This is a genomic window from Ruegeria alba (genome assembly GCF_022321465.1).
GTDB lineage: Bacteria > Pseudomonadota > Alphaproteobacteria > Rhodobacterales > Rhodobacteraceae > Ruegeria_B > Ruegeria_B alba.
The window spans coordinates 254814-267794 of sequence record NZ_JAKOEM010000002.1 but is presented as its reverse complement, the minus strand read 5'-3'; the positions used below and the strand labels follow the sequence as shown (position 1 = coordinate 267794).

Genomic DNA, 12981 nt, shown 5'->3' with positions numbered 1-12981 from the left:
CCCCAGCCATTGCACCCGCGCCCGCAACGCCCTAGCTTTGCGGGAAAGCAGCAGGAAAAGGCGGATCCTTGGCGATGTCTCTGGTCAAAAAAGCGGTGGCGGCGGTACTGGTCTCGGCGCTGGCACTGCCGGTGTCGGCGGATGTGGGCGCGGGATCGTATCTGGCAGCGCGCCAGGCGGCATATGACAATGATTTCTCGGCTGCCGCGGATTACTTCGCGCGCGCCCTCGCCTTCGACCCCAAGAACCCGGCCCTGATGGAAAACATGGTTCTGTCTCAGCTGGCGCTTGGGCGGCACGAGCAGGCCTATCCGATCGCGCTGCTGATGCAGGAGGCAGGGCTGAAAAGCCAAGTTGCCAATATCGCCATCGCGGTTCATCTGCTGGCCGAGGAGCGCTATCAGGAAATTCTGGACCGCGACCCTGAAACCCGGGGTGTGGGCAAGCTGGTCGACGGGTTGGTTGCAGGCTGGGCCGAGATGGGGCTGGGCTCGGTCGCCCGTGCGCTGGCGCAGTTCGACAAGGTGGCGGACGAGGCTGGGCTGCGCGGTTTCGCCAATTACCACAAGGCGATGGCCTTGGCCTCGGTTGGTGATTTCGAAGGTGCCGAGGCGCTGTTCGCCGCCGATGACGGGGCATTGACCACCATCTCGCGGCGAGCGGCCCTGGCCCGCGCCGAGATCCTGTCGCAACTGGATCGGAATGACCAGGCGCTCGAAATGCTGGCCGACGTATTCAACGGCAGTTTCGACCCGGCATTGACCGATATCGCCGATCGTCTGGCAGCGGGGGAAACGCTGCCCTTCTCTCTGGTCCGCTCGGTCCGGGATGGTCTGGCCGAAGTGTTCTTTACCATCGGCGCCGCGTTGAATGGCGAGGCGGCGGATGATTTCACCCTGATCTATATCCGCTCTGCGGTGCATCTGCGCCCCGACCATATCGACGCGCTGCTGATGACGGCAGGCCTGCTTGAATCGCTTGGCCAGTACGATCTGGCCGTGGCCACCTATAAGCAAATCCCCAGCGATAGTCCCGACTATCACGCCGCGGAATTGGGCCGGGCTGAGGCGCTGCGCCGCTCGGCCAAACCGGACGCTGCCATCGAGGTGCTGGAGAAACTGGCCAAGGATTATCCGACGCAACCGCAGGCCTTTGTGGCGCTGGGCGATCTGGAGCGGCAGCAAGAGGCCTATGACCGCGCGGCTGCCGCCTATGACAAGGCGTTGGAGTTCACCGAATCCGGCGCGCCGAACCTGTGGTTCCTGTATTATGCACGCGGCATCTGTCACGAACGTCTGGGCAACTGGCCCGGTGCCGAGGCCGATTTCCGGTCGGCGCTTGAGTTGAACCCGGATCAGCCGCAGGTGCTGAATTACCTGGGGTATTCGCTGGTCGAAAAGCAGGAGAAGCTGGACGAAGCACTGGACCTGATCGAACGTGCCGTCGCGGCGCGACCCGACAGCGGCTATATCGTCGACAGCCTCGGCTGGGTTCTGTTCCGGCTTGGCCGCTATGACGAGGCCGTCGGGCATATGGAGCGCGCGGTCGAGCTGATGCCGGTCGATCCGGTGGTCAATGATCATCTGGGCGATGTGCTCTGGGCGGTGGGCCGCGTGCGCGAGGCCGAATTCCAGTGGAAACGCGCGCTCTCCTTCATCAAACCCGACGATACCGATGGCGAGGCCGACCCGGACCGTATTCGCCGCAAGCTGGAAATCGGCCTCGACCGGGTTCTGGCCGAGGAGGGTGTGCCGCCGCTGAAGGTCGCCAATGGCGATTGAGGTCTTTGCGCCGGCAAAGATCAACCTGACCCTGCATGTGACCGGCCAGCGTGACGACGGCTATCACCTGCTCGATTCGCTGGTTGTCTTCGCGGATGTCGGTGACACGGTGCGGGTGACCTCGGCGGATCGGCTTAGCCTCGATATCGATGGGCCCGAAGCGGGCGGGCTTGACGCCGAGCCCGACAATCTGGTCCTGCGTGCCGCACGCCTGCTGGCGCCCGACCGTGGCGCTGCGATCACCCTGACGAAACGGCTCCCCGTCGCTTCGGGCATCGGCGGCGGCTCGGCGGATGCGGCGGCAGGTCTGCGCGCGCTGGCGCAGCTTTGGGATATGTCCCTGCCAGAGCCCGAGCAGGCCCTTTCGCTGGGGGCCGATGTTCCGGTCTGCCTGTCCGCGATGCCGCGCCGCATGAGCGGGATCGGCGAGCGGCTGAACCCGGTGCCGCCGCTGCCCGCGATGGATATCCTGCTGGTCAATCCGCGCGTTGCAGTCTCGACGCCGACCATCTTCCGCACGCTTGCTGAAAAGAATAATCCGCCCATGGAGCGGGACTTGCCGCGATGGCGCGATCTGCCCGATTTCGCCGGTTGGCTCGCAAACCAGCGCAACGATCTGGCCCTGCCAGCCATTGCCCAGCAACCGGTGATCACCGAAGTCATCGATGCATTGAGCGAGGCCGGCGCACTTTTTGCCGGTATGTCAGGATCCGGGGCGACCTGCTTTGGATTGTTTTCACCCGATCATCCGCCCGCTGAGCCGGTGCTTAGACGACGTCACCCGGACTGGTGGTGCGCCCGGGGTCGGGTGCTCTGACCCCTGTCCCATTCATTTCGCCAGAAATACTCCGGGGGTGAGGCCTGTCAGGGCCGAGGGGGCAGCGCCCCCTCGCTTCAGTTCAGCCGCGCCACCACATAATCGGCAAGATCGCTCAGCATGGCACGGATCTCGTGATTGGGTAGCACATCCAGTGCGGAGCGTGCCTTCGCGGCCCAGGCGCGGGCATCGGCCCGGGTCGCCTCCAGCGTGCCGTATTTTTCCATCAGCGCCAGCGCCTCGCCCAGGTCTCCCTCGGTCTGTTTGCCTTTTTCGATGGTCCGCACCCAGAATGCGCGCTCTTCGTCGGTGGCTTGCGCCACCGCCTTGATCACCGGCAGGGTCAGCTTGCGCTCGCGGAAATCGTCGCCCACGTTCTTGCCCGTCGCCTTGGCGTCGCCCTGATAATCCAGCAGATCGTCGGCGATCTGGAACGCGATACCCAGGGCATCGCCATAGTCGAACAGCGCCTTGACCTGTGCCTCGGGAACGCCCGCGATCACGCCGCCAACCTCTGTCGCGGCCGAGAACAGCGCCGCCGTCTTGCCCCGCACCACTTGCAGATAGATGCTCTCGTCCGTGCGCAGGTCGCTGGCCGCGGTCATTTGCAGCACTTCGCCCTCGGCGATGGTTGCGGCGGCATTGGCAAGGATGTCCAGCACCCTGAGCGAGCCGGTTTCCACCATCAGCTGGAAACTGCGGGCAAACAGGTAATCGCCCACTAGCACCGAGGATTTGTTGTCCCAGAGCAAATTGGCCGTAGGACGTCCACGGCGCTGGCCGCTTTCGTCCACCACGTCGTCATGCAGCAGGGTGGCGGTATGGATGAACTCGACCGTGGCGGCCAGTTTGACGTGGTCCTCGCCTTGGTAGCCGCACAGCCGCGCCGCCGCCAGTGTCAGCATCGGGCGCAGGCGCTTGCCACCCGCCTCGACCAGATGCGCCGTCACCTCGGGGATGCGGGGCGCGTGGTCCGACGCCATCCTGGTACGGATCAGCGTGTTTACCGCCGCCATCTCATCGGACAGGGTTGCGGCCAGCATCTCATGCGGTTTCGTGCTCACCTTGGCGTCCATCGCTCTCCTGCAACAAGGCTCGACAATGCGCCAGCCTTGCCCTTACATCCATCCTTATGAAGGAACTTTTGCGCAGCACCGACCCGACCGTCATGGCCTTTGCATCCGCCCTTCTCGAGGGCGAGGATATAGACTGCTTTCAGATGGACGTAAATATGAGCATCCTCGAAGGCGGCATCGGAATCTTTCCGCGCCGCATGATGGTGCGGGACGAGGATTATGACGACGCCCTGCGCGTGGTCACCGACAATGGCATTCCGCTGGGAAGATGACCACCTTTGCCGAAAGCGAACTGACCTGCGACGCTTTCCTGGGTGGGTATCTGCAACTCTATCAACCGCGGGCCGGGTATCGGGCCGGGGTTGATCCGGTGTTTCTGGCCGCCAGCGTCACGGCGCAGGCAGGACAATCGGTGCTGGAACTGGGCTGTGGCGCTGGTGCGGCGATCCTGTGCCTTGGTCGTCGGGTGCCGGCACTGGCGCTGACGGGGGTCGAATTGCAGTCGGGCTATGCCGATCTGGCCCGGCGCAATGCGGCGCTGAACGATATCGCGCTCGACGTTGTCGAAGGCGATATCGCGGCCCTGCCACAGACGCTGCGACAGCGGAGCTTTGACCATGTCATCGCCAACCCACCCTATTATCTGGCTGGTACCCACAGCCCGGCCAGCGACGCGGGCCGGGCCACCGCGTTGGGAGAGCAAACGCCGCTCGCGCTCTGGATCGATGCGGCGGCGCGGCGGCTGACCCATCGCGGCTATCTGCACATGATCGCCAAGGCCGACCGTTTGCCCGACATGCTGGCCGCCTGCGACGACAGACTGGGCTCGCTCGAGGTGTTGCCACTGGTTCCGCGTCAGGGTCGCGCCGCCGAGTTGGTGATTCTGCGCGCCCGCAAGGGCGGGCGGGCGCCGTTTCGCCTGTATTCCGGCCTGATCCTGCATCAGGGCGCCCGGCATCCGGGTGATCGCGACCACTACCTGCCTGAAATCGCCAAGGTTCTGCGCGAACCGGCGCCGCTGCACTGGCCCGGTGCCGGATAGGCCGGGTTTGGCCGATATGTCGGTTTTATGACAGAATGCGACCGCTGCCCGCGTGACAGGCCGCTTGGGATGTGCTCAACTTGATTCATTCATAACAGAGAAGGAGGATCGCCATGAGTGTGAGCGCGCATTTGACCGAACTGAAGAAAAAGCACGCAAATCTCAGTCTCGAAGTTGAACAAGCCCAGCGTTCGCCAGGTACTGACGACCTTCAGATCAGCCAGCTGAAGAAACAGAAGCTGAAGCTCAAGGAAGAAATCGAGCGGCTGTCCGTCTAAGCCGCAAAGCTGGCGCGCGCTGCCAGCAGCGCGCCGCCAGTGATCAGAAGCGCAGAGATTGCCAGAACCCAGCTGGGCGCTGCGATGCCGCTGATCACCAGAACAAGTGTTGACAGCAGGGGGGCGGCATAAGAGCTCGTTCCCAGCAGTTGGATGTCTCCACGTTTAACCCCGATGTCCCAAACGTAAAAGGCCAGACCCACTGGCCCCAGGCCCAATGCCAGGGTCGAGGCCCAGCCCAGCGTGTCGCGCGGCCAGACCGTTTCTTCGACCATGAAATGCAGCGCCCATGAGGCCGCCGCGGTGGCAAGGCAGAATATGGCGACCGAACTGGTGGGGGCATTCCCAAGGCGCCGGGACAGGACCGAATAGCCCGACCATGTCAGCGCGCAGAGCATCGCAAGCCCGTAGCCCGGCAGAAACTGTGTCTGGAATCCGGGACCACCACCGCCGGTGATGATCAACGCCGCCCCGGAGAAGGCCAAACCCGCACCCACAAGATGGCCCCGCCGCAGGCGCTCCCCCGGCAGCAGGCCCGAAAACAGAACTATCAACAAAGGCCAGAGATAGGCGATCAGTCCCGCCTCGGCCGCAGGCGCCAGCCTGAGCGCCGAGAAATAGAGCGCGTGATAGCCGAACAGCCCCAGCGTTCCAAAGGCATATACCCTCCAGCCGACGCTGCGCAATTGCGAGAGGTTGCCGGTGGCCATGACCCAGATCAACCCCAGCGCCCCGCCGACGGTAAAGCAGAGCGCGTTCAGCAAAAGCGGTGGCACCGGCGCCGATCCGACCGTCAACAGCGCCAGCAACGCCCAGAGAAGGACGGCTACAAAGCCGATGGCGGTGGCGCGGGTGCGGGTCATGTGGGCGGGATGTCCTTGACGTGAACGATTGTCAAACCGTCCGAGATATGAGCGGTTTTTGCGATCTCGGCAAGGAACCAATCACGGAATGCCGCGATCTTGGGTTGGGTTTCCGAGCCGGCAAGGCAGACGAAGCGAAACCGCGCATCGGTCTCGACCGCAGTCTTGAACGGCATCACGAGTCTCCCCTCGATGACGTCCTTGATGATCATCGGGCGGCGGCCCAGCACCACGCCCACCCCTGCGACCGCCGCGTCGATGGCATGGTCCGCATTGGAAAAATGCGCCCCGCGTTTGGGGGCGAAATCCATGCCCACTGCGCGGAACCATGTGGGCCAGTCGATGGGTGGATCCAGAAAGCTGATAGATTCGTCAAAGATCAGCGGCGCTTCGCGCAGGCTTTCTGGTGTCGGGTAGCGGCTCGCCAGCTCGGGGGTCATCACCGGGATCATCCATTCTTTGCGGGCAGAGATGGAATAAAGACCCGCGTCCAGCCCCTGGCCAAAGCGGATCGCCACATCGACCCCATCTCGTGCCAGGTCGACCAGCCGCAGGCTGGTCGAGATGCGCAGGTCGATCTCGGGATGCGCCCGCGCAAAATCGTAAAGGCGGGGCGCCAGCCATTTGGCGGTGAGCGCGGGTCCGGCGGTCACCGTCAGAGTGGTGTTGTCCTGAAGCCGACGGGCGGCCCGCCAAGCGGCGGTCAAGACCTCGAACCCTTCCTGTGCACCCGGGGCCAGGGCGTGCCCTTCCTCGGTCAGTTCTACCGCGCGATTGAGACGCCGGAACAAGGGGCGACCCAGATGCTCTTCCAGCGATTTGATCTGAAAGGACAGCGCCGCAGGGGTCACGCTCAACTCGGCTGCCGCCTTGGCAAAGGACATGTGTCGGGCCGCGGCATCAAAGGCGCGCAGGGCGGTCAGCGGGGGCAGGCGGTCGCTCATGTCGATTCAGTTTTTCTTGTCTGAAGGTCGAAAATGTCTCGTTTGTGATGTTTTTTGATTGGGCGCATATTCACATCAAGTCAAGCAAAACTGAATAATTCACGAAGGAGCCCCGCCATGATCGAGATGACAACCAATCCCGCCGCCCGTCGGGCTATGGACCGTGCGCACATGGAACGCGCACAAGCCTTGCGCACAGTCTGGGGATGGCTTTTCGGTTCCCGCTGACCGCTGCGCGCGCGGACTTACGGGATGAGGGGTCGGCCAGATGCGCCGGCCCCTTCGTCGTATTGCAGGCACGAAAAAGGCCGCCCCGCAATGGGGCGGCCAATCTCCCGGATCGCACCAGGTCAGACGAAGAACTGTGCGCCGTTTGCCGAAATGGTCGAGCCGTTGATGAAGCCCGAGTCCTCAGACGCCAGGAAAGTCACGCAGCGCGCGATTTCCTCGGGTTCGCCAAGGCGCCCAGCGGGGATGCCAGCGACGATCGAATCGCGCACCTTTTCGGGGATCGCCATCACCATCTCGGTGGCGATATAGCCGGGGCAGATGGCGTTTGCGGTGATACCGGCGCGGGCGCCTTCCTGGGCCAGCGACTTGACGATGCCCAGATCACCCGCCTTGGTCGCGGCATAGTTCACCTGTGCGAACTGGCCCTTCTGGCCGTTGATCGAGCTGATCACGATGACGCGGCCGAACTTGCGCTCGCGCATACCGGGCCAGACCGGATGGACGGTGTTAAACACACCGGTCAGGTTGGTGTCGATCACCTGATGCCACTGTTCCGGGGTCATCTTGTGGAACGGTGCGTCGCGGGTGATGCCCGCATTGGCGACCACGATGTCGATCGGGCCGATTTCGGCCTCGACCTTGGCGATACCAGCGGCCGATTCATCGTAATCGGCGACGTTCCACTTGTAGGTGGCGATGCCGGTTTCTGCGGTAAACTTGGCTGCGGCTTCATCATTACCGGCATAGGTGGCGGCGACATTGTAGCCTTCGGCCTTGAGCGCCTTGGAAATCGCGGCGCCGATGCCGCGCGAACCGCCGGTGACGAGTGCTGTACGTGCCATTGAAGAATCCTCCAGATCTGAATTGGCTTGATAATGCTGTTACGCTGCGGGGGCAAAATACGCAATATTGTTTCGCGGAGATTTTCCGCGTTGCAGAACGTCAATATTGTCGCAGATGCAGCATGCTCTTGGAATGCCACGAAAAAGGGCGCCTGACGGCGCCCTGTTCCTATGGCCGGTTCGGGCGATCAGTCACGCTCCACGCAGAGGGCCACGCCCATGCCGCCACCGATGCAGAGGGTTGCGAGACCCTTCTTGGCGTTGCGGCGCTTCATTTCGAACAGCAGGGTGTTCAGGACGCGGCAGCCCGAGGCGCCGATCGGGTGGCCGATGGCGATTGCACCGCCGTTCACGTTGACGATGGCCGGATCCCAGCCCATGTCCTTGTTCACCGCGCAGGCCTGGGCGGCAAAGGCTTCGTTGGCCTCGACCAGGTCCAGGTCCTCGACCTTCCAACCGGCCTTGGCCAGCGCCTTGCGGCTGGCGTGGATCGGGCCGACGCCCATGATCGACGGGTCGAGCCCGGCGGTGGCGTAGGAGGCGATGCGGGCCAGCGGCTCGATGCCGCGCTTTTCGGCATTCTCGGCGGTCATCAGCAGGGTGGCGGCGGCACCGTCGTTCAGGCCGCTTGCGTTGGCGGCGGTGACGCTGCCGTCCTTGGTGAAGGCGGGGCGCAGTTTCTGCATCGCCTCGATGGTGGCGCCGTGGCGGATGTATTCGTCGCTGTCCATCACGACGTCGCCCTTGCGGGTTTTGATGATGAAGGGAACGATTTCATCGGCGAACTTGCCGGCCTTCTGGGCGGCTTCGGCCTTGTTCTGCGAGGCGACGGCGAATTCGTCCTGCATCTCGCGGCTGATCTGCCATTGCTCGGCCACGTTCTCGGCGGTCTGGCCCATGTGATAGCCGTTGAACGCGTCCCAGAGCCCGTCGCGGATCATGGTGTCGATGTATTTCATGTCGCCCATCTTGTGACCGGCGCGCAGGGCGGCGGCATGGGGTGACAGGGTCATGTTCTCCTGGCCGCCGGCGGCAACGATCTCGGCATCGCCCAGCAGGATGTGCTGGGCGCCCAGCGCCACGGCGCGCAGGCCCGAGCCGCAGACCTGGTTGATGCCCCAGGCCGAGCTTTCCTTGGGCAGACCGGCGTTGACATGGGCCTGGCGGGCGGGGTTCTGACCCTGGGCGGCGGTGAGGACCTGACCCAGAATGGTCTCGCTCACCTCGGCCTTGTCGATGCCGGCGCGCTCGACAACGGCTTCGAGCACCGCGGCGCCCAGGTCATGCGCCGGGGTATTCGCGAAAGAGCCGCCAAAGCTGCCGACGCCGGTGCGGGCGGCAGATGCAATTACTACGTTGGTCATGTGATCCGATCCTTTGCCGTCATGATCCTATTGGGGAAATCTGACGGCATGACGGGGCGATGTCGACCCCGGAGCGCCCTTATCCCCGCTCTAGCCCCCTTGACATAGCCGAGTGCTGCACATGCAGCAACTGACAGCTTGTCTCACAAGTAGTGCCAGGATGGTGATCAGCCGTTGGCCTTTGCGGTTTCGGGTCGTTCCCAGGCCGGCGTGACGGTCGGCGCGCCGTAGAGGTAACCTTGCAAGCAATCGACCCCGTTTTCAGCGAGAAAGCGCGCGTCCTCTTCGGTTTCGACCGATTCGGCGATAATCAGCATTTCGAACTCGCGGGCCAGCGCGATCAACGCTCTCACGGTAGCGCGATTGGCGGCGTCGGTGCTGACCTGACGGATGAAACGACCGTCGATCTTGACCGCGTCAAAAAAGAAGTCGCGGAAACTGTTGAAGTCGATGGGGCCGTCACCGAAATCATCCAGCGCAAAGGCGATCCCGCGTGGTTGCAGCCTGTCCATGAAGTCGATCACGAGTTCCGGAACGGCCATGGCCGAGGTCTGATTGATCTCGAGGACAAGCCGATCACCCAAGGTTTCGTCCCGCTTGAGAAAGCGTTCCAGCACCTGCATCCACTTGCGGTAGCCTATCGAGCGGGCGGACATGTTGATTGACAGGCGCAGCGTCGGATTGCGAACCAGCGCCCGCAGACCGGTTTCCAGCGCGATACAGTCCAGTTCCCGTCCGATTTCGGTATTCTCGACAGCTGGCATGAAATCGCGAGCGGGGATGACCCGGCCCGTTTCGTCCAGCACGCGAATGAAGCCTTCATAGAAGGCGGTGCCATGTGGTGGCGCGGTTTGCAGGACCGGCTGATAGGCGAGCAGACAATCGCCATGCCGTACAGCCTCGGTCGCCATGGCCACGGCGGATCGGTCACGGCTCGACACCGCCGCGCTCAGGGGGTTTTCCGCCCCTTCGGGCAAGTCTGCCAGTTTCTTGATCCGGGGGCGCATCGAGGTTCCTTGTCGGACAGGCCAGAACGAGAGATGTGCCCAGCCTTGGCCAAAATCGTAAATCGCAGGTTAAGCGCAGGATTTGACTAAAAGACGGATCACCCAGAGCTGTGTCATGTCGCGCTCGAATATCCATCTGATTTCAGTGGAATTTCACGGCAATTACGATGGCGCGGCCCATGATCTTGCGACGAGATTGTTAGAATGTGACCGAGTTTCTAACCTTCGAAACCGGGTGTCCCCTTCTGTTCGGGGTGACGGGCCAGGTAGCGCGCCTTGATCCCCTCCGAGGTTTCTCGGCTGCCATCGTGGCTGTAGCCCGGCGGAGCGAAGGCATAGGCCAGCCGCTGGCGCCAGGTCAGGCCCGGTTGGGTCACATCGCGCCAGATGCCCAGCCATTCGTGAAAGGCCACGCGCAGCGGGTTGAATGTGCCTAAGTTGTGGACGAGGCCGTAATCGACCCTCTCATCGTCCTGCTCGGGAACGAAGGTGCCGAACATCTTGTCCCAGATGATGAAGACACCGGCATAGTTGCAGTCCAGATAGCGCGGGTTGCGGCCGTGGTGCACGCGGTGATGGCTGGGCGTGTTCATCACCGCCTCGAACCAGCGGGGCAGCTTGTCGATCGCCTCGGTATGGATCCAGAACTGGTAAATCAGGTTCAACCCACCGCAGAACAGGACCAAAGCCGGATGAAAGCCCAACAGCACCAGCGGCGCCTTGACCACCATCATGAAGGTAAACGTGCCGGTCCAGGTCTGCCTGAGGGCTGTGGTCAGGTTGTAGTGCTGGCTGGAGTGATGGTTCACATGGCTGGCCCAGACCCAGCGTATCCTATGGCCGAAACGGTGCACCCAATAATAGCGCAGGTCGTCCAGCACGAAACAGATCAGCAGCGCCCAGATGGATGTGCCCATGTCCAGTGGCGTAATCTGCCAGAGCAGCATGAAGAACCCCCAGGCGATGAAGCCCAGCACAATGCCCTCGGCCACCGATCCGGCCCCCATGATAAGTGAGGTGACGGCATCGCGGGTCTCGTACCGCCCGCCGCGTTTCTTGATGGCGATCCACAGGAATTCGATCAGGATCGCAGCGATGAAGAAAGGCACAGCCAGCTGGGTTGCATCGGGGTAGCTGATCGAATCGGTCATGCGCGGGCCAGTCTTTGTTGCCAGATGGGGGCTTCATCGGGGTCGAGTCTCAGGGTGACGCGGGGCGCGGTGAAATCGTGGAACGTGATGGTCAACCCGCCCGTAACCTCGTCTATCTCATAGCCCCGAAGGTGTCGGCCCACGGTATCGGCACCCAGTGCCCAGATCAGGCCAGGACCGCTCTGTGTCTCGACCAGAGCCGCATGACAATCGCGTGCGAGCAGCGTGCCCATCACGTGGTCTTCGGGGAAATGTCGCAACCAAGCGGCTTGCAGTGTCTCAGGGTGCAGTATCGCGCGCTCTGACCGGCCGGTCAGATGCAGAACAATGGCGATGGCCGATATGCCGCCGATCACCAGGATCAGCAGGATTTCAAGTGGCATGGGCGTCTCCCTGCGACGCAGAGTGAAACCCGAGCGCGCGCTCTGTCAAAGGTCGCGTCGCGTCAACGCTCTCTCAATTGATGGTGAATGGATCACCGACCTTGCCTTTGCCCTTGGAACGGGTGAAGCGGGTCGTATTGCCATCGATCTCGACCAATTGGCAGTCGGTGCCGATTTCCTTCTTGCCGATGATCCCGTTGCGGCACCAGAACTTGCCGTTCCAGGTCCATGCCCCCTTGTAGGTCTTGCCGCCAAAGCTTCCGGTCTGACTGCCATCGGATTTGATGATGGTCCAGTTGCCGTTGGCGTCGGTCAGCTTGCGGTCAACAAGCTGGGCGCGAAAGTCCTTCTCTTTCTTGATCGGCTTGAACTCGGCCAGCGCAGCGGAACCGGCGAGGCCAAAAGAGAGTGAAAGGATGACGAAGGCGGTACGTTTCATGAAAACCCTCTGATTTGAATGATCGCTGTAAAACGCCCCAAAACAGGGCCCTGAAATACTGCAGGATCAAAGAGGTCGAATCAAACGTTCCCTTGTCCGGACAAAAAAGGAGCGCCCAAAGGCGCCCCGCTGAGGGAATGATCCGGGATATGCCTGGTCGCTTTGGCGTCGCAGCGCCGCGCTATTGCATCAACGCTGCGATGATCGCGCGGGCGCTGTCCGAGTTCCAGTCGGCATCGCCGATCAGGCGGGCGACTTCCATCCCGTCGGCATCGATCAGCACCGTGATGGGCAGGCCGATCACCGCCATCTCGCGTGCCAGCGCCTGACGCGGGTCCTGATGCCGGGGCAGGTTGTCGACGCCGATCTCGCCAAAGAACTTCTCGATCCCGGCGGGCGAGTTGCGGCCGGTGGCGATGGTCAGCACCTCGAACCTGTCGCCGCCCAGTTCGGACTGGAGCGCCGAAAGCTGTGGCATCTCCTTGCGGCAGGGGGCACACCAGGTGGCCCAGAAATTCAGCAGAACCACCTTGCCCTTGTAATCGCCCAATGTGGCTTCTCCCGCGCCGTCGGCCAGTTGAAACGGTACCTGCGAGACAGCGCGCGCCTCGGGCAGCACGATCAGTTTCTTCATGTCACCGTCGCGCAGCGCCTCGATCTCGGCGCGGTCGGCGGCCAGGCCGAGCGATGGATTTGCGCCCAGCGCGGCGGCGGTATAGACGAGGGCGAGCAACAGTTTCTTCATATCCCCTCCGAAGGGTTC

The 12981-nt window shown here is 62.8% G+C and carries 15 protein-coding genes; 5 read left to right on the top strand and 10 right to left on the bottom strand.

Going from position 1 to position 12981, the window contains the following annotated elements; all coding sequences use genetic code 11:
• Positions 1 to 74 precede the first annotated feature (74 nt).
• Complete coding sequence (locus MB818_RS05020) at positions 75 to 1781, top strand: tetratricopeptide repeat protein (RefSeq protein WP_234176310.1); 1707 nt, start codon at positions 75 to 77, stop codon at positions 1779 to 1781.
• Positions 1771 to 2598, top strand: coding sequence for a 4-(cytidine 5'-diphospho)-2-C-methyl-D-erythritol kinase (locus tag MB818_RS05015; RefSeq protein WP_234137215.1), 828 nt, complete (start codon positions 1771 to 1773; stop codon positions 2596 to 2598). Before MB818_RS05020 ends, MB818_RS05015 begins: the two co-directional genes overlap by 11 nt.
• Positions 2599 to 2675: 77 nt before the next feature.
• Here MB818_RS05015 and MB818_RS05010 read toward each other — a convergent pair whose 3' ends face one another.
• Positions 2676 to 3674 (bottom strand): polyprenyl synthetase family protein, encoded by a 999-nt coding sequence (locus MB818_RS05010; RefSeq protein WP_234137216.1) that lies wholly within the window; start codon positions 3672 to 3674, stop codon positions 2676 to 2678.
• Positions 3675 to 3730: 56 nt separating this feature from the next.
• Here MB818_RS05010 and MB818_RS05005 point away from each other — a divergent pair, with 56 nt between their 5' ends.
• The 3 genes from MB818_RS05005 (at position 3731) to MB818_RS04995 (ending at position 4994) form a co-directional block, all read left to right on the top strand.
• The gene (locus tag MB818_RS05005) at positions 3731 to 3946 is read left to right on the top strand and encodes a putative signal transducing protein (RefSeq protein WP_234137217.1); all 216 of its coding nucleotides are present in this window, start codon (positions 3731 to 3733) and stop codon (positions 3944 to 3946) included.
• Positions 3943 to 4716 carry a tRNA1(Val) (adenine(37)-N6)-methyltransferase gene (locus tag MB818_RS05000; protein WP_238904183.1) on the top strand — a complete coding sequence of 258 codons (774 nt, stop codon included), beginning with the start codon at positions 3943 to 3945 and terminating at the stop codon, positions 4714 to 4716. The genes MB818_RS05005 and MB818_RS05000 overlap by 4 nt, the downstream gene beginning before the upstream one ends.
• Positions 4717 to 4829: 113 nt before the next feature.
• Complete coding sequence (locus MB818_RS04995; protein WP_011046083.1) at positions 4830 to 4994, top strand: YdcH family protein; 165 nt, start codon at positions 4830 to 4832, stop codon at positions 4992 to 4994.
• Here MB818_RS04995 and yddG read toward each other — a convergent pair.
• From yddG to MB818_RS04950, 9 genes are all read right to left on the bottom strand, one after another.
• Positions 4991 to 5857: an aromatic amino acid exporter YddG gene (gene yddG / locus MB818_RS04990; RefSeq protein WP_238904181.1), complete on the bottom strand. Its 867-nt coding sequence runs from the start codon at positions 5855 to 5857 to the stop codon at positions 4991 to 4993. The two genes, MB818_RS04995 and yddG, sit on opposite strands and share 4 nt — an antisense overlap.
• Positions 5854 to 6801: a transcriptional regulator GcvA gene (locus MB818_RS04985; RefSeq protein ID WP_234137220.1), complete on the bottom strand. Its 948-nt coding sequence runs from the start codon at positions 6799 to 6801 to the stop codon at positions 5854 to 5856. Before MB818_RS04985 ends, yddG begins: the two co-directional genes overlap by 4 nt.
• A gap of 350 nt (positions 6802 to 7151) precedes the next feature.
• Positions 7152 to 7874 (bottom strand): acetoacetyl-CoA reductase, encoded by a 723-nt coding sequence (phbB, locus tag MB818_RS04980; RefSeq protein ID WP_234162798.1) that lies wholly within the window; start codon positions 7872 to 7874, stop codon positions 7152 to 7154.
• Positions 7875 to 8062: 188 nt separating this feature from the next.
• The gene (locus tag MB818_RS04975) at positions 8063 to 9238 is read right to left on the bottom strand and encodes an acetyl-CoA C-acetyltransferase (RefSeq protein WP_238904178.1); all 1176 of its coding nucleotides are present in this window, start codon (positions 9236 to 9238) and stop codon (positions 8063 to 8065) included.
• A 167-nt stretch (positions 9239 to 9405) separates the two neighbouring features.
• Positions 9406 to 10245: an EAL domain-containing protein gene (locus MB818_RS04970; protein WP_238904177.1), complete on the bottom strand. Its 840-nt coding sequence runs from the start codon at positions 10243 to 10245 to the stop codon at positions 9406 to 9408.
• A 218-nt stretch (positions 10246 to 10463) separates the two neighbouring features.
• Positions 10464 to 11396 carry a sterol desaturase family protein gene (locus MB818_RS04965; RefSeq protein WP_234137224.1) on the bottom strand — a complete coding sequence of 311 codons (933 nt, stop codon included), beginning with the start codon at positions 11394 to 11396 and terminating at the stop codon, positions 10464 to 10466.
• On the bottom strand, positions 11393 to 11779 hold the full coding sequence (locus MB818_RS04960; protein WP_234137225.1) for a hypothetical protein: 387 nt from the start codon (positions 11777 to 11779) through the stop codon (positions 11393 to 11395). The genes MB818_RS04965 and MB818_RS04960 overlap by 4 nt, the downstream gene beginning before the upstream one ends.
• A gap of 73 nt (positions 11780 to 11852) precedes the next feature.
• On the bottom strand, positions 11853 to 12218 hold the full coding sequence (locus MB818_RS04955; RefSeq protein WP_234137226.1) for a hypothetical protein: 366 nt from the start codon (positions 12216 to 12218) through the stop codon (positions 11853 to 11855).
• 181 nt (positions 12219 to 12399) lie between these two features.
• On the bottom strand, positions 12400 to 12963 hold the full coding sequence (locus MB818_RS04950; RefSeq protein ID WP_234137227.1) for a TlpA disulfide reductase family protein: 564 nt from the start codon (positions 12961 to 12963) through the stop codon (positions 12400 to 12402).
• Positions 12964 to 12981 lie beyond the last annotated feature (18 nt).